The sequence below is a fragment of the Hominilimicola fabiformis genome, assembly GCF_020687385.1.
Lineage (GTDB): Bacteria > Bacillota > Clostridia > UBA1381 > UBA1381 > Hominilimicola > Hominilimicola fabiformis.
In genome coordinates this window covers 35885-57204 of record NZ_JAJEQM010000016.1, presented here as the reverse complement: position 1 = coordinate 57204, position 21320 = coordinate 35885, and the positions used below count along the sequence as shown (strand labels likewise).

19 protein-coding genes and 2 tRNA genes are annotated in these 21320 nt (G+C 36.5%); 9 read left to right on the top strand and 12 right to left on the bottom strand.

The annotated features are described in order from the left end of the window. Window positions 1-9: 9 nt before the first annotated feature. The 8 genes from LKE05_RS11250 to LKE05_RS11215 all read right to left on the bottom strand — a co-directional run bounded on the left by LKE05_RS11250 (window position 10) and on the right by LKE05_RS11215 (window position 7782). Complete coding sequence (locus LKE05_RS11250; RefSeq protein WP_022230054.1) at window positions 10-1377, bottom strand: ATPase, T2SS/T4P/T4SS family; 1368 nt, start codon at window positions 1375-1377, stop codon at window positions 10-12. A 1-nt stretch (window position 1378) separates the two neighbouring features. Continuing rightward, window positions 1379-2107 (bottom strand): AAA family ATPase, encoded by a 729-nt coding sequence (locus LKE05_RS11245; protein ID WP_022230055.1) that lies wholly within the window; start codon window positions 2105-2107, stop codon window positions 1379-1381. Continuing rightward, window positions 2107-2769, bottom strand: coding sequence for a Flp pilus assembly protein CpaB (gene cpaB / locus LKE05_RS11240; protein ID WP_022230056.1), 663 nt, complete (start codon window positions 2767-2769; stop codon window positions 2107-2109). Before cpaB ends, LKE05_RS11245 begins: the two co-directional genes overlap by 1 nt. Before the next feature lie 24 nt (window positions 2770-2793). Beyond that, complete coding sequence (locus tag LKE05_RS11235) at window positions 2794-3972, bottom strand: hypothetical protein (protein WP_308456927.1); 1179 nt, start codon at window positions 3970-3972, stop codon at window positions 2794-2796. Next, window positions 3969-4358 (bottom strand): type II toxin-antitoxin system RelE/ParE family toxin, encoded by a 390-nt coding sequence (locus LKE05_RS11230; RefSeq protein WP_308456926.1) that lies wholly within the window; start codon window positions 4356-4358, stop codon window positions 3969-3971. The genes LKE05_RS11235 and LKE05_RS11230 overlap by 4 nt, the downstream gene beginning before the upstream one ends. A gap of 56 nt (window positions 4359-4414) precedes the next feature. Continuing rightward, on the bottom strand, window positions 4415-5170 hold the full coding sequence (locus LKE05_RS11225; RefSeq protein WP_022230059.1) for an adenine nucleotide alpha hydrolase family protein: 756 nt from the start codon (window positions 5168-5170) through the stop codon (window positions 4415-4417). Continuing rightward, window positions 5170-6045: a ParB/RepB/Spo0J family partition protein gene (locus tag LKE05_RS11220; RefSeq protein ID WP_308456925.1), complete on the bottom strand. Its 876-nt coding sequence runs from the start codon at window positions 6043-6045 to the stop codon at window positions 5170-5172. Before LKE05_RS11220 ends, LKE05_RS11225 begins: the two co-directional genes overlap by 1 nt. 639 nt (window positions 6046-6684) lie before the next feature. Continuing rightward, window positions 6685-7782, bottom strand: coding sequence for a LytTR family transcriptional regulator DNA-binding domain-containing protein (locus LKE05_RS11215; RefSeq protein ID WP_308456924.1), 1098 nt, complete (start codon window positions 7780-7782; stop codon window positions 6685-6687). A 164-nt stretch (window positions 7783-7946) separates the two neighbouring features. Between LKE05_RS11215 and LKE05_RS11210 the strand changes: the two genes are divergently transcribed. The 8 genes from LKE05_RS11210 (at window position 7947) to LKE05_RS11175 (ending at window position 14098) form a co-directional block, all read left to right on the top strand. Beyond that, window positions 7947-8168 (top strand): DUF6514 family protein, encoded by a 222-nt coding sequence (locus LKE05_RS11210; RefSeq protein ID WP_118446914.1) that lies wholly within the window; start codon window positions 7947-7949, stop codon window positions 8166-8168. Between the two features lie 108 nt (window positions 8169-8276). After that, window positions 8277-9602: an MATE family efflux transporter gene (locus tag LKE05_RS11205; protein WP_147514943.1), complete on the top strand. Its 1326-nt coding sequence runs from the start codon at window positions 8277-8279 to the stop codon at window positions 9600-9602. A 172-nt stretch (window positions 9603-9774) separates the two neighbouring features. Then, a tRNA-Ser gene (locus tag LKE05_RS11200) sits at window positions 9775-9863 on the top strand. A gap of 88 nt (window positions 9864-9951) precedes the next feature. Continuing rightward, window positions 9952-10042, top strand: a tRNA-Ser gene (locus LKE05_RS11195). A 215-nt stretch (window positions 10043-10257) separates the two neighbouring features. Further along, entirely contained in the window at window positions 10258-10608 is a 351-nt protein-coding gene (locus LKE05_RS11190) for a Mor transcription activator family protein (protein ID WP_308456923.1), read from the top strand. A gap of 15 nt (window positions 10609-10623) precedes the next feature. Further along, entirely contained in the window at window positions 10624-10989 is a 366-nt protein-coding gene (locus LKE05_RS11185) for a hypothetical protein (RefSeq protein WP_118446843.1), read from the top strand. A 41-nt stretch (window positions 10990-11030) separates the two neighbouring features. After that, a complete protein-coding gene (locus LKE05_RS11180; RefSeq protein ID WP_308456922.1) occupies window positions 11031-11888 on the top strand; it encodes an AIM24 family protein in 858 nt (285 codons plus the stop codon). Window positions 11889-12505: 617 nt separating this feature from the next. Then, the gene (locus LKE05_RS11175; protein ID WP_308456921.1) at window positions 12506-14098 is read left to right on the top strand and encodes a glycosyltransferase family 39 protein; all 1593 of its coding nucleotides are present in this window, start codon (window positions 12506-12508) and stop codon (window positions 14096-14098) included. Between the two features lie 17 nt (window positions 14099-14115). On the opposite strand, the gene LKE05_RS11170 is transcribed toward LKE05_RS11175, so the two are convergent. Beyond that, window positions 14116-16434 carry a GGDEF domain-containing protein gene (locus tag LKE05_RS11170; RefSeq protein ID WP_308456920.1) on the bottom strand — a complete coding sequence of 773 codons (2319 nt, stop codon included), beginning with the start codon at window positions 16432-16434 and terminating at the stop codon, window positions 14116-14118. A gap of 258 nt (window positions 16435-16692) precedes the next feature. Between LKE05_RS11170 and LKE05_RS11165 the strand changes: the two genes are divergently transcribed. Continuing rightward, on the top strand, window positions 16693-17502 hold the full coding sequence (locus LKE05_RS11165) for a helix-turn-helix domain-containing protein (RefSeq protein WP_308456919.1): 810 nt from the start codon (window positions 16693-16695) through the stop codon (window positions 17500-17502). Window positions 17503-17808: 306 nt separating this feature from the next. Here LKE05_RS11165 and LKE05_RS11160 read toward each other — a convergent pair whose 3' ends face one another. The 3 genes from LKE05_RS11160 to murG all read right to left on the bottom strand — a co-directional run bounded on the left by LKE05_RS11160 (window position 17809) and on the right by murG (window position 21306). Further along, window positions 17809-18906, bottom strand: a complete 1098-nt coding sequence (locus tag LKE05_RS11160) for an iron-containing alcohol dehydrogenase family protein (protein ID WP_308456918.1) — start codon at window positions 18904-18906, stop codon at window positions 17809-17811. Window positions 18907-18973: 67 nt separating this feature from the next. After that, the gene (gene hisS, locus LKE05_RS11155) at window positions 18974-20200 is read right to left on the bottom strand and encodes a histidine--tRNA ligase (RefSeq protein ID WP_308456917.1); all 1227 of its coding nucleotides are present in this window, start codon (window positions 20198-20200) and stop codon (window positions 18974-18976) included. After that, window positions 20197-21306 (bottom strand): undecaprenyldiphospho-muramoylpentapeptide beta-N-acetylglucosaminyltransferase, encoded by a 1110-nt coding sequence (murG, locus tag LKE05_RS11150; protein WP_308456916.1) that lies wholly within the window; start codon window positions 21304-21306, stop codon window positions 20197-20199. Before murG ends, hisS begins: the two co-directional genes overlap by 4 nt. Between the last annotated feature and the right edge of the window lie 14 nt (window positions 21307-21320).

Genomic DNA, 21320 nt, shown 5'->3' with positions numbered 1-21320 from the left:
AACCTCCCATTACATAAATTGTTTTATAGCGTCCTCGCTTGCGCCGCCATAGCGTAAGCGGTGCAAAAGCTCATCGGACATCTTGCTGACCTTCTTATGATGACCGATTACTTTTTCAATCTGTCCGTCAGTTCCGTATATATTTTTCTCAATCTCGTACTTATACAGGGTATTTCCGATGACCTTACCGCCCTTTATCCCTGTACCCTCAAAAATTTCATCATATACACGCCGCCCGTCAGGTAGCTGTCTTTTAAAGAGAACAATCGGAATAGCCTCCAGAATAAACTCGAGGATTTTATTCTCCGATAATTGAAGTCCCGTTGCAACACACATTGAAAGAATACGGTTATACGCGTCTACCGCTGAATTAGCGTGAAGCGTGGATATGATAACATGACCTGTTCTGCCTGCTTCAATCGCTGTCATAGCTTCTGCGCCGCGCATTTCTGCGGGAATAATCGCATACGGGTGAAATCTTAACGCTTCCTTTAACAAATCGTCCATTGTAATCGGATTCGGCGCATCCTTTGTGAGCGTCTGAACAACTCTGTTTGTCATTCTTCCATTCTCATACTGAGCTATATTCAGTTCCCTTGTATCCTCAATCGTATATATTCTCTTTTTCTTGTCCAGACACGAAATCAAATATGCAAGGTCTGTCGTTTTACCGCTGCCCGTACTTCCTGCAATCGCCAGCGACACACCGTTATTGATACACACGGGCAAGAACTCCAACTCCTCCGGTGTTGCGCTGCCATACTCAATCATCAGCCTGCGTGTTATGACATTTTCCTTTTGCCGCCTTATAGACGCCACTCCGCCCGTTTTACTATCGACACACGGCGGAATGAGCGCCGATATTCTTACACCCTCACCTATATAGCTGTCTACTTTCGGATTGGAACCGTCAATGATAGAGCCGCCGAGCCATACCATTTTCTTGATTTTATCCATACAATCGTCCGGCGAAACAAAGGTTTCCTCCAGCAATTCCACTCTGTCGGGATAGATAACCTCGATACAATTCCAAGCATTGATATTAACCTCTTCTACTTCCTCGTTCTGAAGATATTTTGTTAAAATACCGAAGCCCGCCATGTCCTCGTATATCCTGTCTGCAAGCATAGAAATGTTTTTACATTCCTCTACCGACATCTTATTCTGATTAAGATAACGGATTATGAGATTTTTCAGCTTATCGCCTGCCGACGGTGAGTATATAACGTCTATAAGCTCCGCCGAGTGATTTTTGGATATGATATGCCGTATCTTATCCAGCACGTCCTTATATTCCATAGTCTGTTGATTGGAAGTGTCAGAAGTCGTATTGATATTTACCTTGTATATTAAATCATTTATGTTGAATACGTCCATATTACTGTCCCCCTCCCAATATTACCGAGCTTGTCAACGCTTTCATGCCTGATATGTACTCACGTTCCTGCTTCAAATCGTGGAATACAATAGCCTGTCCCGTATTAGCATAGATATTTGCGTTTTCCACATATCCAAGCTCAAAGTCAAAGGTCAGACCGATGCTTGACTTATACGCGGATAAATCGCACGACTTATCGTGAGCGTTTAAGATATGCGCTGTCTTGTATGACAGATTAAGCAAATCAAACACATTTCTCATACTGTCATGCCACAAACAATCCTTTACAGACGGACGGTGAACAACAAGAAGCTTGTCAGCCTCCGTCATTCCTATGCTTGATATGGGATTATTTAAGTCAGTATTTCCGTCAATAACTAAATAATCAAAGCGCATATTCGCGTCATCAAGCATATCCTTAACGCTTTTTGCGGATACGGTAGTAAGCTGCATAGCATCAAACTTATCGGGAACAGACAGCACAAATACTGATGTTTTTCCTGCCTGCACAAGCATATTCTTTGTTTCGCCGCCCATAAGCGCGTGATATATTCCTCTGTCGTCAGGGACATTACAGCCGCAAAGCATCTGCATTTCTCCGTAATATATATTTGAAGAAATGAGTCCCACCGTGAAATTACGCTGTGAAAGCGAAAACGCAAGATTAACCGCTGTTGTGGTCTTGCCGCTTCCGTTCGCGCCCCAGACCGCTATAACTTTTGCGTTCATTATGCCACACCTCTGCTTTCAAGTATGATGTGAAGCTTACCCGAATACTCGGCATTGATAAGCTTCGCCGCCTGTTCTTCTGTTGCTATAAGCGTTACGTTAGCGGCGATTGTGTCCTCTTTATCCTCACTCCCCTGTACATTCTCCAGATTTTGAGCGTCCTCATTTTCCACGCTGTAAATCTCTATACCTTTGAGTGTATCGTCAATAATAACCGTATCATCAGCATAATACGCAACTGTTACCTTATCGCCTGCCTTTAGCTGATTTGCCACACTTGCGGCATTGCTCGGCACACTCACGGCAATAAGGCGCTTTCCCTCTGATACCGCCTTATCAAAGCGTTCATCAGATACGAAATCTGCAAACTTTGAAGCGTACAAGTAATCGTCTGTTGTCATACTTACCTTTGCATACTTGCCTACAAGCTCATCGGGATTTTTGACAACCGACTCAGGCAAACCGTAGCTGCCTACCTCTACTTGTTTAAGCATTTGTGCCTCAATCTTTGTCCCTGCTGTAATATCCGCCTGCAATCGGCAAATATATATCGTCTTTTCCTTTTGCTTATACATTCCCGGTAAGACCAGAAACGCAAGAATAGCGGCTATGACAATGCACACACCGCCGACTACAAGCTTATTTTCCAATAACTTTTTCAAATCTTATCACTCCTACTATATTTTTTATTCCGTCAAAAAAAGCCTTGCAATTTCCTCTGCAAAGCTCTGACTGTTACGGTCAAACATATTGACCGCGTATTTCTGCAATGACTTAGGCGGCTCGGTATCAAACAGAAATATATATGAATTTGATATTTGCCCCGCCCACTGTTCATCTGTTAAAAAGTATTCGCATTTCTTTATATGCCAAGCGTCCGACAGCGACATTACAATCTGCAAGGACGATTTTTTCAGAAATTCTATATTCCTGTAATCATACCCGTCCGAAAAACCGTTATATTTTCCTCCGCTGCTTATTCTATATGGCGTTCCAAGGTCAATGAGAATAACGTCATAGTCCTTTTCAAATTCAGATATGTCAAATGATTTTACATCTCTGTACTGCGCCTGTCCGTTTATATACCTGAACTCATCGCCGCCGGAAAGATTAAAGGCTATTACCTTTTTACCGTTCATAACCAGATATTCCGCAAGGCTCGCCGTCATATTCGTGACGCCTGCGCCATGCGTTGTGCCAAAAAGAGAAATAACTGTGCATTTGTCCGCTGACTTATGCTGTAATACTTTTTTCTTTTTGGGCTTAATATCTATGACAGGCGTTTTTTCTCGCTTAGGCTTTTCTCTCTTGAGTTTTTCAGGCTTTTCCCTTTTGGGTTTTGCCTCCGGCTTTATATCAAACTCAGCCACATCAGATTTTCCCGTCTGATTTTCGATGGAATTTTCTTTAGATTTCTCCACAGGCTTTTCCGCCAGACTCGGATTTTCAGCATGTATTTCCTCTTTTATTTCCTGCTCAACCGTCAGCCTGCCCTTATTCATAATAGACAGAATTTTTAATTTGTCTATACCGTCACCCTCAAAGATAATATCCTCAACATTATATCGTCGGTTATATCCCTCATACTGCTCTTGTATATACTGATGTCTTTTGCCATTCAAGAGCAGTACAATACGCGCTGTCTTTGTAATTTCCCGTATTTGTGAAAGATATGTTTCTATATCCTTAACCACTGTATGCCCGATTACAATAACGTCAACATCAGGGTGTTGTTCAACCGCCATAATCAGCGAGATACCATTACTGCAATCCTCTAACGAAAAAACCATATTCTGACCTTGCATATCCTTATACAGTGCGTCCTGAATATGCTGACCTCCAAACGCGCTTATGATACTAATCATCCTAGCATCACCTCTTTAAGATACTGAAACGGGAGCAGGCTGTCGCTTTCCAGACTTTCATATACCTTCAGGGCATTTTCAAGAGCCTTTTCGGTGTCGCGCTTATCGTGCTTGTAAAAAGCGTGAAGAAGTACGATATTATCGTCCCTCTCACAGAATATGATACGCACAATTTTTTTTGATACCTTTATCCGAAACTCATAAAACTGTCTGTAACGCTCTATGATAAAATGCTTTACATGAGGCTCTCGAAGTATTTTGTTCTCCATTACAAGCATACTAAGCTGATACTTGAATTTCTTTTTTACCTTGTCATCGGAATGTTTCAAAAATTCAAGCACCTGCGACGCTCCGCTTTCATCACAATATGTATAAATTTGCTTCAATAAAAATTCACCACACTTTACTTACTTTTTAATTTTGAGTACAAAAAAAACAAGGGCTATGTATGTAAAAGCCCCCAATTTTCCGTTATTATTTTATCTATTCTTTCCTCCACCTCGTCAAATGGTACACCATACCTGAACCCGCGCGATACCAAATCAGGCACACACGATAATACTTTCAGCTCCTCCCATAATTCGGGATGCAAAAACTTCAAATGTGCAAGCTCATTATATGATTGATTAGGACAAAACCAACACCCATTGCGCCGCGTAAAGCTATATATCGGCGATAACAGTCCGTAATTCTTACATAATTCATAAGCCATTTCCTCAGTACAGTGGTATTCATACAGTAAAGACCGTTTGTTATCTGTCAGACGTTCCAAGCGTTTAGGCTCGTCTGCCGCTATTCCCACATACTCTATATACTCACCCTCAATACTTTTACGATACTGTCTTATAGGCTTCATCTTTAATCGGTCATTCCCTGCACATCTGCCGCCGATAAGCCAACCGCTGTGTTTACCGTTGTTTTCTTCTGTCTTTGACCTTGTAACGGTATGAAAAAATAAATCCATATAGTCACAATCGGCATGAAGTATTTTTATCTTATACCCCCATTCTTCAAATATCGGTATTGCGATATTTCTGATAAAATCAATATGTTCAGGTATTTCACCCGATATATTCCTGCTTTTATCAAACATAACCTCGCAAAAAACTATTTCCGTAATCGGCAAATGATGTATATGAGCGAGAATTATTGAGGCAGTCGAATCTTTTCCTCCTGACCAGAAGCATAGTGTATTCATTATCCACCGCCTTTCTTATCAAGCAGCTTATTGTCTTTAAGATAACCTATGAGCAGTTTTTCAAGCACGTCCGCCATTTCCTGTTCACTATGGAACTTACCAACATACTTCTTTACAAAGGCATCAACATATCTTTCGGACTTCTGTTTCGGTTCGCCAAGTTCTGCAGTTATCTTTTCCAGAATTTCAATAGTAAGATTATTTCTGTACTTCTTTATTTTCTTGACATATTCGCTATTTAATATATCTTTTTTATCTACAAAGAAATATTGATGTATTATACTTTGACATTCCTTTGAAAAATATGATAAAGCGACCGATATTTTAATTTTTATTTTTCCGCTGTCCACTAAAATGAGTAAATCATCAATTAAATAGTTTAGACGAATATACTCATATATATTGCTTTTGGACACGTCAAATTCTTTAGCCAATGCTTTCTGCGTATTTTCATCCAGCTTTGTCCACCCGGTGGACAAATTGCCTTTCTCCTTTTTCAGACATTCGTTACGAAGCATATATACTTTTGCGCGTTCTGACGGTAATATCTTATCCCTTTGCAGAAGATTAGACTTTATAACGATATTTGCCGCTTCTATGTCAGTACACTTAATAATGCGTACATCTGCCTCTGTTTCACCATTAAGCTTCAACGCTTCCATTCGTCTGTGACCGCTTAGAATTTCATACCTGCCGCCAAAACCTAATACACGCACAAGAATTGGATTTAACAGACCATGCTCCTTTATATCCTCCGCAAGCATTTCAAGCGCTTTATTATGCACCACTCTGAACGGATGCTTTGAATATGCCTCAGTATCAGTTATCTTTACCCTTGTTACGGGTATCACTTCAAATTCCTGTTCAAAATCCATATTAGTTCCTCCCTTCTGTTACTTTTTTTGATTAGATGTTTGTCTGTGTAAAATTACTTCTATGTCCCTTTCCACAGCATAGTCAGTCCTCCTTTTTAAATTTTTGCAAATAAAAAGACTTGAAATTCAAAGTTTTGAAAATCAAGTCTCTTTAATAAGTATTATTTAATTATATGATTTTAATTTATATTCTAAAAAATCGAATTATATTTATTGTTAAAAATATGTGTACCTTTATTTAATTTACCAACTAGAAACCGTTTAGATTTTCTAGTTAGAATTGTCAGCAGACTACATTTTTTCTTTCTAACATTTTTCTAACACTTTGGATTTTTTAGATGATTTATGTATTTTTCAAAAATCCCTTTTTATACAGTATAAACATGAATAAATGGCTATGTAATGCCATTTTTACATGATTAAAAGGTCTTAAATAAATCACTATAAAAATAAATAAAACACATCTGGTTCCACTCTTAATCAGGGTGTCCAGGGTTCGAGCCCCTGATCGCGTACCACAAGTTGTAATATCCGAACTTTGGTTCGGATATTTTTTTGTACAAAAACAAAATATAGCCTCTTAGAACTATATTTATGCAGAAATATATTGAGTTCATTAAACGAGATTTTAATACAATGTCAGTCTTCTTCTATTATTTGCATACTATTAATAACATTTTTATATTCTTTTGCAACTTCCCCAAATTGCTTATCAATCAAAATTTTATCACAATCTTCTCCATTATGATTAATGTTATAAAGAGTTTCCGTAAGAGCCGAACTTGCCTTATAAAGTTTTCCGAAATCAAGACTTACTGACGAGCCTTTCAGAGTATGCGCACAAAGATACGCTTTTTCATACAATTCTTCATTCAAAGCCTTTTTCAATTCATTAAAAGCGGTATCGTTTTTGAAACACTGTACAAAGCGGACAACATATTTTTCATCAATGAGTCTTCTTTTGACTACTTCAAAATCACCTCCGACTTTATCATAAAAAACTTTCAGTCTCTTGGTTGTTCCTGCAATATTACCTCTGTATTCAATATAATTATAGTATTCTTTTTTTATTTCATTCAAATTTCGAGTTCTTATCGGCACAACATCGCCCGATTTCATTGTAAAATCATTCTCAACACTCTCTATCTTGTTCATATTAACAAGATAACTCTGATGACATCTCAAAAATGCTCTATGATTTATTTCTTCCTCAATATCATTAAGTTTCTTATATATTGTGTACTTGTTTCCGTCTGTGCGATGAAGAATACATTTTGAATTACTGCTCTCAATATATTCAATCTCACTGTACAACACTTGAATTACGGAATTGCGTTTTTTTATTTGGTATGTATGCACATTTTCATAATTGCTCAGCACTCTGTCAAGTACCATGCTGATTTTATCTATATCGTGCGGCTTAACCAAATAGCCGCTCGCCTCAACGTCATAACTTTCAACCGCATATTTTGACGTTGCGGTAAGAAATATAATCTTACCTTTATAATTCATATTTCTAAGCTTTTCCGCAACTTGTATTCCGTTTAACTTGTCCATATACATATCAAGAAATATTATATCATAATACTCCCCATCTTCTATCGAATAAATTAAATTAACGCCGTTTTCATAGCTATCAATATTGTATTCAATAAATCTATCTGAGAAATAGATACTTAGTTGCTGACGGATTATTTCCCTATCACTTAGATTGTCATCACAAACTGCAATATCCACTTTTTGTGTTCACCTCACAAGGAATTATTCTATCATAATTATACCACAAATATGTATTTTTTGTCAAATTCATCGTAAACACCTTCATTTTCAATAAATTCATATTTCTACGGTTATTTATGCTATAATTTCATCATACAAAAGGATAAAAGGAGAAGTATAAAATGGTAAACTACGGAGTGATTGAAGAAAAAATGTGTGATTTATGTATGGGAGAATACATCACCTATGGGATAGGTGCTTATAATACACAGGCTCACGAACTAATAACTTTTGTTTCAGATGTTTTTCCATGTAAGGATGACGCCGAAAAATTTGTGAATGTTTGTAATGAAAACGAACTTTCATTACATCATTTAAGAGATGTTATCGAAGATTTCATTTGAAATAAAAAAGCACTGAATAAATTAAACTTTGTTCGGTGCTTTTTTATTGCAATTCACTTTGAAAGGTGCTATACTTGATATGCAAAAAATATACAAAGGAGCATATGTATGAGTAAAGCACCTTCGGATAATCAGTATTTCGGTACCGAAAAAACAATGAAAATTTTATTTAAGCTTGCGCCGCCCGTTATGCTGGCACAGCTTATTCAATCTTTATATAATATAGTAGACAGTTTTTTCATCGGTAAATTCTCAGGATACGCACTGACGGCACTTTCTGTAATATACCCTATGCAACTTTTGATATGTGCCGTTGCAGTCGGAACAGGTGTCGGCGTCAATACCGTTATGGCACGGTTTTACGGTCAAAAGCGAACTTCCAAAGCGATTAACACCGCCGGAATAGGAACTGTTATGGCTGTTGTGAGCTGGTTCATATTCGCTTTAATTTCATTTTTCATCATAAAACCGTATGCCTTAATCTCGGCAGAATCTGAAATTGTACATGAGTATACTATTACATACGGTAAAATAATCGGAATTTTCAGCTTGGGAATATTCCTTGAAAGCACTTGGACAAAGATTTTGCAGTCACAAGGAGATATGAAAACACCTATGATTGCTCAGATTGTCGGTGCATTGACAAATATTGTACTCGACCCTATTTTAATTTTCGGAATGTTCGGAATTAAACCGATGGGTGTTGCAGGTGCGGCTATTGCAACTGTCATAGGTCAGTCGCTCGCCGCCGCCATAACAGGTATTAAAGGATTTTATAAGCCGCCGAAATTAAATATATTTTTGCCGTATGTAAAACAAATATATGCAGCAGGACTGCCGAATATTATTATGCAAGCATTGTGGACTGTATATATTCTCGGACTGAACGTACTTCTTGCGTCATTCTCTGATGCATCCGTAACCGTGCTCGGTATTTATTATAAACTTCAAAGTTTCTTCTTTATTCCGCTTAATGCTCTCGGCGTCTGCATAGTGCCTGTATTGAGCTTTAATTATGCGATAAACAGAAAAGACAGATGTAAACGCGTGTTTTGGGAAACTGTTGCCGTATCTGCCGCATTTATGCTTTTAGGCGTGGCGATATTTGTGCTTTTGCCAAAACAGTCAATTGGAATATTCTCAAATGATACAGAAGTTTTGAATATAGGTAATGTGGCTTTCCGAATAATCGGAGCAAGCTTCGTACCCGCCGCACTCTCGCTTACATTCCCTATTTTGTTTCAGGCTATCGGAAAAGGTAAGGAAAGTATTTTTATAACAGTGCTAAGACAAGTTGTACTTCTTGTTCCTCTTGCCTGGGTATTTTCGTTCGCAGGACTTAATTATGTATGGCTCACTTTTCCGGTTACAGAAATTATAACTTGCAGTGTCAGTATGATTTTTTATAAAAAAGTTTTTCATAAAAATGCGTAATTTTTGACTGTCGATTAAAAAAATCGACAGTTTTTTGTTATGAAAACGGCTTAAAACCTATGGTTTTGAAAGTTCACTAAAAAAAGTTTAATTTTTTTCAAAAAAAGTGTTGACAAAAGGTATATGTTCTGCTATAATAATTTTTGTCAGTTGAGCTGATGAACAAACATCTGGAGAGATGTCTGAGTGGTTGAAAGAGCCGGTCTTGAAAACCGGTGACGGTTCCGCCGTCCGTGGGTTCGAATCCCACTCTCTCCTCCATTTAAAATTTTATATTTTGTACTGCATACAAAGCTAATTGCTATTTAGAACGGCAGCAATTTTAACTTGTTGTATGCTTTTCTTTTATGGAGAAGTACTCAAGAGGCCGAAGAGGCGCCCCTGCTAAGGGTGTAGGTCGGGAAACTGGCGCGAGGGTTCAAATCCCTCCTTCTCCGCCAACAATTCCCACAACGTTGGGACACGGAAACACTATAAACCATGAGGTTTGTAGTGTTTTTTTGTATTATTTTTTACGCAACAGTTCACTATTTTTTTACAACTTAATTTTATATTATTTTAATTTATATTAATCTATACTACCCTATCTGAATTTACTCGTTATATAAATATATATTCTTACCTTGATAGCTATCTTATACTTATGGAGGTAAAAATGGACAAACATACAGAAAAAGTCAATGACATTGAGATTTGTACCGTTCCGAAAGGTGTGCTACAATACACTCATGGGGTGATGGAAATGAGCGAATACGACAAAAATTTATTCCACAAGGTGTACAGAGAAATCAGTGAACAGCTTGGAATTGAAACAGCTTTAACCATTCATCAAATGTTCAAAGGTACACAGGTAAACTTCCCTGTGCGATTTTTTGATACACAATGTGTAAAGGAGATGATAATTAAAGAGTATGACGGTACTAATGTCAAAACATTAGCGAAAAAATATGATTATTCCGAAAAATCAGTCAGACGAATAATCAAAGAAAGTACGAAAAAGAAATAAAGGAGGTATTTCTAAATGGATAAACCATCAAAAACAAGAGGTATAATAACTTTTATCATTGCAATAATTGCTGTTATCGTAATGATTACAACAAGCGGTTTATTGGGGTTAATTCTGTATTTATTTGCTGTTGTAATCTCTTTCTTATCTATTGATAAAGAAAACAGACATTCTGTATCTGCACTAATAAACTACACAAAAAACACTGTATGCAATACTCACAAAGAAACATTGCTTTCAAATGATATATTTGCAATTATTATAGCACTATTCCCTGTTATACTATTAATCAGCTGTTTTATGATATTCTACATAGACCCATTAAGAGCGGCAGAAAATGCTTTAAATGATGCATTTGACGAATTAGACAGCCTATTTTAAAACCGGCACACTATAAAAAATATAATTAGGAGATGTAACTTATGATAAAAATTAATAATTTCTTTGACAATTCCAATGTAAAGTGCATTGCTGAAGGCGGTGTATTCTCAATTTATGAACATCAACATGATTTAAGCGTTGATAGCAATACTGCAATGAATTCTTATTTTATGGAGCAGATGAATGTAAAGAAACGTCAAGTACTGTGTAAACTTGATAATAGTACAGTCAAATTACAAGCAGGAGCAATGCAATGGATAACAGGCGATGTTGAAATGGATTCAGGTGTATCAGGTGCTAAAGACTTTTTCGGTAAATTGGTAAAAGGTGCCGTAACAGGTGAATCAGCCGTTAAACCGCTTTACACAGGTACAGGTTGTGTTATGTTAGAGCCGACTTATAATTTCCTTCTTATTGAAGATGTTGCTTCTTGGGGAAAAGGTATTGTATTAGATGACGGCTTATTCCTTGCTTGTGAAGGTAATATACAAGAGTCAATTAATAAAAGAAGTGATGTTGCCACAGCATTATTATCAGGAGAAGGTATTTTCAACCTTACACTTTCGGGTAACGGTTTTTGTGTGCTTGAATCACCTGTTCCGAGAGAAGAATTAGTTGAATTTGAATTAGATAATGATGTCTTAAAAATAGACGGTAATATGGCAATAGCATGGTCATCATCATTGCAATTTACAACAGAAAATGCAAGCAAGTCCATAGTCGGCTCTACTCTTTCAGGTGAAGGTGTAGTAAATGTCTATCGTGGTACAGGTAAAGTTCTTGTTGCTCCAACCATGAACGGTACAGTTAATCCATCATCAAACGGTCCTGAACAAACAACTGCAAATTCAGGTTCTGACAGTTTAGTTGGCAGTATCGTCGGCGGAATACTAAAATAAATCATTTTATCAATTTTAAAGTCATACAGCCAAACCTATGGCAGTATTCTCTGTTTTATAGAAGGAATTTGATACTCCGCCAAAACGTATAAACCGTATAAATGCTTGAATATCAAGTATTTATATGGTTTATATTAGTATTACAATAAATTCTGTATACTTATTTTAAAAGAACCTTTAGATAGCGGGGTTTTTATAGTGAACCCTGCTCTGTTAGGAGACCGGTTATTCTTTTTATTGTATATTTATCTATATATGATATTTTTAGGAATTTCTTTATTCAAATTATACTCTTTTGTAATTTGCACCCTTGACAAATGATATGCCGATTTACAATCACAACACCAAATTTCACCGTATCCATACTCTCCGAGATTTCCCACAAAAGTATAATCGGTATTATCACTCCCGCAATACGGGCATTTTCCGCTTGTTTTTGTTATTGCTATGCTTTCTAAGTTTTAATCCATTTCATGTCACAACACCCCCATAATATATAACACCATAATTTTATTATATCACATTTTTATTTTTTTCAACTGTAAATTCGCTTTACAAATATAATCATATTGTTTATAATAGTATTATAAACAATACACAAAACACAGGAGCATATAATGAACAAAATTGAATTTAAGCAATTCTTACAAAATACAAAAGACAATATACAAGAAAAACTCAATCCGAAAAAAATCGGTACAAAAATATCAGTGAGTTTAAAAAGTAAAAAAACACGCAAAAATCTAATAATCTATGCATTTTTAACATTATTCTGCATAGCATTTCTGTTACTTCTGTCTGCGTCCACAAGTCCGCTATACAAGGACTTATGCGACGGTGATTCAAGCATTTTCATATTCTTCGGAAAAGCGATAACGCTCGGCAAGGATGCATACAGAGATTATTTTGACCACAAAGGTCCGATTTTGTTTTACATAAATGCATTGGGATATTTCCTGACAAAATCAAAAGTAGGCGTATTCATACTACAATGTATATCCCTTTCAATATCTTCGATATTTATGTACAAAACGGCACGTTTTTTCACAAAACCGATACGCTCGGTAATTTGTGTTATAATCACCATTCTCGCATTCGGTGCGACAATCAGTGACGGCAACTTAACGGAAGAATACTGTATTCTCTACTGTATGATAGCGATTTACACCGCATTAAAATTCATCACAAAGCACCCAAAAGCACCTCACCCTCACAAAAATATGGTTATTTACGGAATATGTTTTGGAATTTGTGCATTTATCCGCGTAAACAACGGACTGATTATCTGCGGTATTGTATTCGTTACGATTATGACCGACTTTATAAACGAGCATATCAAAGAAATATTTAAAAATATACTGTATTTTATAGTCGGTGTATTGATAGTGGCAGTGCCTGTATGCCTTTTCTTCCTTATTAAAGGGACGCTGTCGGATATGTTGTTTTCTACTTTCGTATTCAACTTTCTATACGCGTCGGAAGGCTCGTCAGAAAAGACATCATCAGCCATATTACTGCTTCTGCGATGGGTTGCACCTGTCTTGATGATGATATTTATATCGTCATTTTTCGCAAAACGACTTGGTCCAAAGGTTGCGTCATTTATCACAACAATATCCATATTCGCACTGATACCTATATTACTCGGTTTCAGTTACACGCATTATTACACAACGCTTATACCTTTAATACCGATTTATTGCGCTGTATTCTTCTATATTACATCAAATAAAATAAACATTCTTGCAGTAATACTTTGCGTAATAATGGCATTTCCGTTGGCAAATTACTTTGTTCAATCAGAGTCAAATATAGTGCATTACTCAAAGAAGTTGTATTTGCAAAGTCACCCTGCCAAAACAAGCGACGTATATTCGGATATTTATTACAGTGCAAAACAGCTTAGCTCGCAAATTCCCGATGAAGACAAAGACAGCGTATACTGCTACGACATTTCGGCAACCTGGCTTTTGCAAGCCGACATTATGCCTTGCTTTAAGATATTTATTCTTCAGGAATGGTGGTCGGAAATGTATCCCGAGTTCGGTCGTCAAATTAATCAAATGATGCTTGAAAAACAACCTAAGTGGGTAGTTATACACAATATCGACATTGTAAACAGTAAGCAGTTTATGAATATAATCAACAATAATTACGAGCTTGTTGATGAATACAGTTATGACCGATTATACAAATTGAAAACCCAATAAAAAAATAGCTGTTGCAATTAGCAACGGCTATTTTCATGTTTATCTTTGTCATAGACAATGCAAAATGATTCCGTAGGATTTTTCACAGTCTTTTTAGCTTTCAAAGCCTTATCCAGCCCCACTCCCACAACTTCATTTGTTTTAAGCACATAAATTCCTGTTTTAACAATAATATGCGCGCCGGGATATTTTTCATTAATCATTTTACTGAATTGTTTATTTAACGCATCTATCTTATCAAAGCTTTCTAAATTTTTAAATCTGAACGCACTGAAAAAAATATCCGCACCGTCAATGTGAGTTATAATATTATAATCATTATCACTTGGCAAAATACAGTTTACAAACTCTGTAAAAACCTTATCTCCCTCAATCTGACCGAACCGTTCGTTGAAATCAAGCATTCCCGAAAAATCGGTATGTAACAGAGCAACCTGTTCGTCTTTTTCCTCTGCAAATTTTCTCAGTCTGCCTATCTGTTCATAAAACTTTGCAATAGTATAACAACTTGTTTTGCGGTCATAATCAATTATTTTTCTAAGCTTTTTCTCATTTTCCGTTTCCTTATCGCTTTGAGAAATGTACATCGTCATAAGCTTCGTCGCCATATTCAATTCAACGCATTCTTCTATCTGCCAAGGATTTTCATATCCGAATCTCGTACAAACAAACATAAAGAACGAATCTCCTGTTGTAATATTTGCATTATAGACCACTTCACCGTTCTTTTTATTCTTTTCAAATTCACGTTGAAACTTTAACGAAAATCCGTTTATTTTTTCATTTGAAAGAATAAATACAGGATATTTTTCAAAGAATTCTTTGAAATGCTCAATGTCAGAATGAGCATAATATCCTCTTTTTCCCGCATTATTCTGAAATTTTGGATCACTGCACCATTCATAGCTTATTGTGATTAAATCTTCCTTGGTATTGACCTTCATTATCTGAAACCAGTCAATATCGAACTTTTCAGCCACATACCGAATAATCTTATACATTGCGTCATCGCTGTTTTTCGCACTTGAAGAAAGTTCAAGGAACACTTTCATCATATCGCGTGTCTTAAATAATTCCGTACTGTTTTCGGCGTCCTCAACTTCATAATCAATCGCATGGCTTGAATTGTCGTACACAATATTTTCATTGTATATCTCCCAGTGAGCCTTGCCATTCTTTTTTGTACTGTACAGCGCCTTATCTGCTTTTGAGAACAACGCTTTATAATTAGGCACTTCTTCAAATATTCTGCCGTCTGCCACTCCGACACTGCACGTTATTCTCTTATCTTCTGAAATATTAATCTTACATACATTGTCAACAACTCTGTCGGCATTCTCTGCTATTCTGCTACTTTTCAAAAACACGAAAAATTCATCACCGCCGTATCTTCCGACAATAGCGTCGTCATCGGTTGCCTTGTTCAGCATTTCCGCAACCATGGCAATAACGGTATCACCGTATAAATGTCCGTATGTGTCATTTATATTTTTAAAATCGTCAATATCAATAACAAACAGTGCGTAATCTCTGCTTTCGGGATTGGATTTTATATACTCATTAATCCTCTCGACGCCTGCATTTCTGTTATAGACATGAAGTACCGGATCAATCTCGATTTTTTCTTTTAATTCTTTTTCATGATGTTTTTCATCCTCGATATTCGTTATTGTTCCGAAAATTCTTTTAAGATTACCCTTTTCATCATGTTCAAAATTTCTGAAAATGCGGTGCCATTCATAATTCTTATTGCCCGGCAACTTCATTCTGACACTTATATTTTCTACTTTTTCATTGTATATGTTTTCTTTAAGATAACCGTAATCTCTTTTATCCGTAAGCTCATAAACAGCATCTTCTGTATTATTGGGGATAGACAGTTTTTTCAGTTCGGTTTGACCTTTCACCGGAATATATAAAGTCATATTATCGTCCGCTACGTTATGTTCAAAAACAATATTTTTTGAACTTTTAAGAGCAAACGTAAAACATCTTCTCTCATCTTTCATCCTGACAAGATTCGTATGCTGTTCCGTAACGTCCATAAGAATACCAAGAATATCATTTTCATTATATTTAGTCAAATGCATACAAATATAACGTATCGATCCGTCCGAAACAATACATTTGTATACCACTTCATTTTTATCTTTCAAATCAGCTATAATATTTTTGTCTTCTTCACAAATATTAAGACTTTCAAAATTTCCGTTCGCATAAGTCGAATAATAGTAATCATTCGCCGAAATAATTTTAAGCGTACTGTCATTTTGAAACGCAACAACACCACACGGCATTATATTATAGCTATCGTCCTCAAAATATTTTTTCAACATTACAACTGCCTCAACCTTTTTATAAATTATCGGTATAAATATTCTATCACAAAAAATGTATCAAGTAAATATTTTTCGACATATTTTATTATAAAAAAAACAACCGTATCTATATAAGAATACGATTGTCTGAGAGAGAGATTTATTTTACGGTTATATAATAACACAATAATTAAATTTATTCCATTGCATTTGTTGTCCAAAATATTGCAAATATTGTCCTTTTATGCTATAATAATTGTGTAGGAGGTGTATTTTATGGATGCAATTTCATATAAACAGAAAGAATATCTTTACAGTTATTTCCGTTCAAAGCCTCCGGAGCTTAACTTGCACCTTCATAAATATTATGAATTTCTGTATTTTATATCGGGTGATGCAACGTACATAGTCGAGGATAATCTATATAAAATTCACCCCGGCGATATTTTGCTTACAAGACCAGGAGAACTTCATACGATTTTCTTTCAGTCAGAAAAGCCGTATGAACGTATTTTTATGCAGATACATCCCGACTTTATCACCGAATTTGATTTGTTTGATAAAATAAATTCTTCACCTATTGGCGAAAATAACAGAATACCGTCAGACATTGTTCAGTCTTTCGGACTTTACGATTATTTCAAAAATGTTGAACATTACATTTTAAACAGAGTACCCGAAAGTGACGCTATGATAAAATCGTATTTTTTACAGTTTCTTGTCGCGGTAAATCATGCACTTGACAACACCGTTTTGCCGATAAAACCGACAAATAATAACCGTATTGACGATATAATAGATTACCTTACCGATAATATTTCCGCAGATATAACACTGGATTTTTTAGCAGAGAAATTTTTTATTAATAAGTATTATATGTGCCATACATTTAAAAAACAGACTGGTATTACAATAAAGGAATTTATGAATACAAGAAAAATCACTAAGGCGAAACAAATGCTTTCCGAAGGTGCGGATATTATGGGGCTTTGCTATGAATGTGGGTTTAATGATTATTCCACGTTTTATAAAGCGTTTAAAAAACTTACCGGTAAATCGCCGAAAGATTTTTTGACTGGTGATTGATTTTTGCCACCCCGTCACTTCGTGACGCCTCTCTTCAAGGAGAGGCTTTTTGGCTCCCCTTGTGGGGAGCTGTCGGCAACGCCGACTGTGGGGGTGGCTTCTCGGGTCGTAGTGGTGCCGTCCCCTACTGCCTTAATATCTAAAAAAAAGGGGCGACCAATGGTCGCCCCTACATACAATATTGTTTAACATAAGCGATTGTTTAACATAAGCGGTTATCTGCCATTCTTATTCGTACGGGCGGTCATTGGCCGCCCTTTAACATTCCACACATAAAAAAAACAGCGGTCAAAGACCGCCGTTTTTTTACATCAATGACTCAACATATATTTGAAGTATTTCATCTTTTGACGGAACGAACATACTGTTTAGTGTACCGCCTGCATTTTGAGCAATTTCTGCATACAATTCAAGTTCTTCTTTTTCAAACTTTTCTTTATCACCCAAAATTTTCGCAAGAATATTTTTAAATTCTTCTGCACTGTCTAAATTCATACAAGACAATATTTCCTTAACTCTGTCCTTATCATTTCTTTCAATATACTTTGTAAACTCACCGAGCAACAATCCGTTTGCTCTGCCGTGGTCGATATTTTTGAAATATGTAAGCGAATATCCCATTGCGTGTACCGCCGTTGTTTTTGTTTGCGATATGACAACACCTCCAAGCATTGACGCATAAAGCAGTTTTTCTCTGTCGTCTTCCGTAAGTTCACCGCTAATTAAATCATCAAATGTTGACGCAATAATTTTAACAGCCTCTTTAGCTATTACATCAGCCATTATATTCGCCCTCTTTGACATCATTCCTTCAACCGAATGTGAAAGTGAATCTATTGCGGTATTGACCGTAGTGGCAAGTCCGAGATTTTTTGTGTATTTTGCGTCAAGCAATGCGTATGTTGGGAAAAGGCATGGTGACGCAATACTCTTTTTTGTCTGTTTTTCGTGGTTTGTCAAAATCGCATACGGTGTAACCTCCGAACCGGTTCCGGCAGTTGTCGGAATATGTATCATAGGAAGTGCCTTATTGCCTATGTTGCCGTCAAACAAATTCTTTCTTTCAATGTCCGATACTGCCAGCAATGCAATAGCCTTTGCCGAGTCCATCGGCGAGCCGCCGCCTATGGCAATGACAAAATCAACTTCTTCCTCCATCGCCGTTTCCGCACCGTCATACACACACTCAACTGTCGGATTACTCATAACCTTATCGAATATTACATATTCAATATTATTCTTTTCAAGCGCATATTTGACATCGTCAAGTGCGCCGCTTAATTTTGCGGAATTTTTGCCTGTAACGATAAGTGCTTTCTTTCCTATTTTGAAAACGTCACTGTTTTCTCTGACACAATCCTTTCCCACAATAACCTTTGTAGGCATATAAAATCCCAAATTCATATTTTCACAACCTCACATTCTCAAGCAACAAAAGCAAGCTATTTTGTTGTATAGCTTGCTTTAATTCTTATTTCTTCAATTCTCTTATTTCTTCTCCAAGGAAGCAGAAACCAAAGTAACCCTTTGCCTGAATTTTATCAAGGAATTTAGACAATTTCTTTGGCTTTTCATAGATTACAACATCATAATCCTTACGCAGTTTTTCTGCCTCTTCTATTGCATTTACAACGTCTGCTTTATCGTGAAGTAAAGCAATTCTCTTTTTAGTATCGGGAATTGTATATCCTGCCTCTGTAAGAAGTGAGAAAATTCTTTCAAAACCTATTGAAAAACCTACCGCAGGAATATTTTCACCCGTAAATTTACCGATTAAGTTATCGTAACGACCGCCGCCGGCAATAGAGCCTTTAAACTTATCGCTTACGATTTCAAAAACAGTACCTGTATAATATCCCTGACCTCTTACAAGCGAAATATCGAACTTAATCTTATACGCACCGTCCGAAAGTTTTTCAACGGCATTAATTATTGTTTCAATACTTTCGGCAGATTCTTCACCGCAAACATCTTTTACGCTTTCAACAGTAAGTGGTTTTGCGATGACTTCACCGAATTTTGCGATAGCACCGCCGTCAAAACCTTTATCGGTAAGCTCACCGATAACGCCCTCAGCACCGATTTTATCCATTTTATCAAATGTAATACACACGCTGTCAAGCTGACTTTCTTCAAAGCCTACACCTTTAAGCAATGCTCTTAAAATTCTTCTGTCATTAATTTTTACGGTAAAGTCCTTTATATCAAGTGACAAAAGTGCTTTTGCTGTTGTATGAATAAGCTCGATTTCAGAGCTTATAGAAGATGAGCCGATTATATCAATATCACACTGCACAAACTCACGAAGTCTGCCCTTTTGCGGTCTTTCCGCTCTGTACACCTTATCAATCTGTATACACTTTGCAGGAAGAACAAGTTGTTCACGATTATTTGCATAATATCTTGAAAGCGGAAGTGTAAGGTCATATCTAAGTCCCATATCACAAAGCTTATTTGTATCACCGCTGTCCATTGCTTTCTTTAGCTTATCTCCACGCTTTAAAATTTTAAATATCAAATTAAGATTATCACCGCCGTCACTCTTATCAAGATTTTCAATATCTTCAACTGCAGGCGTCATAATACGTTCAAAGCCGGCATCCTGATATGTATTTAAAATTTGATTTTGAAGATAATCTCTAAGTCTGACTTCTTCAGGAAGATAATCATTTGTACCTTTTACTGTCGTGATTTTCATTTTCTATCTCCTTTTGCCATTTTTATCATAAGCTCATATATTTTTTCAAGTGCGTCTACTTTGGCAAGCGGTTTCAAATTTTCCGACATCTCTTTCAATCTGTCCTTATCGCTTACCATAGACATTATTTTATCGTATAATGCGTCAGACGTCAAATCTTTTTCTAAAATTAATTCTGCCGCATTCTTATTTTCAAATTCTCTTGCATTCTGCTCTTGGTGATTACGCACAACATTCGGTGACGGAATAAGTATTGACGGTTTACCGAGTGCAGCAATTTCGCTTACGGTTATCGCACCTGCTCTTGATACAACAACGTCTGCCGCCGCCATACACTCCGCCATATTGTCAATATATGACACAATCTTTATGTTATCCGAAAGAGTTATTCCGCTCTCCTTAATTTTATTCATTATTTTATCGTAATTTCTGTCACCGGTTCCGAACAGCAATTCGATTTTATTGTCCTTTGATATTCTGTCAAGCATACCGATTACCGTATCATTAATTCTGTCCGCACCCAAACTGCCGCCGAAAATAAGCACAAACGGCTTTTTTATACCGAGCTTTTCTCTTGACTTTTTATAATCGGAATGAAGTATTTCACTTCTGATCGGATTACCTGTTACAACACATTTTTCCTTATGCTGCATATGATTAATTGTTTCTTCAAAGCTGAGTGCAAGATATGTAACATAATTTGCACTGCCTTTTACCGTCATACCCGGATACACATTTTGCTCATGTATAAGCGACGGCACTTTCATTTTCTTTGATGCCATAGCAACAGGGCCGCTTACATATCCGCCCGTACAAACGATACAATCGGGTTTAAATTCCTTTATAATCTTATTGCACTTTCTTCTTGCGGAAATAAGTTTTTTTACCGTTTCAAAATTTCTGAAAATATGCTTTCTGTCAAAACCTTGTATTTCGATATATTCAATATCATATCCTGCTTTCGGTACAAGTTTTGTTTCAAGTCCCGATTTTGTACCGACAAACAAAGCCTTAAAATCCTTATCCTGTTTAGCTGCATAATCGGCGATTGAAATAGCCGGATTAATATGTCCGCCTGTTCCTCCGCCCGCAAATAATACTCTCATAAATCTTCCTCCAC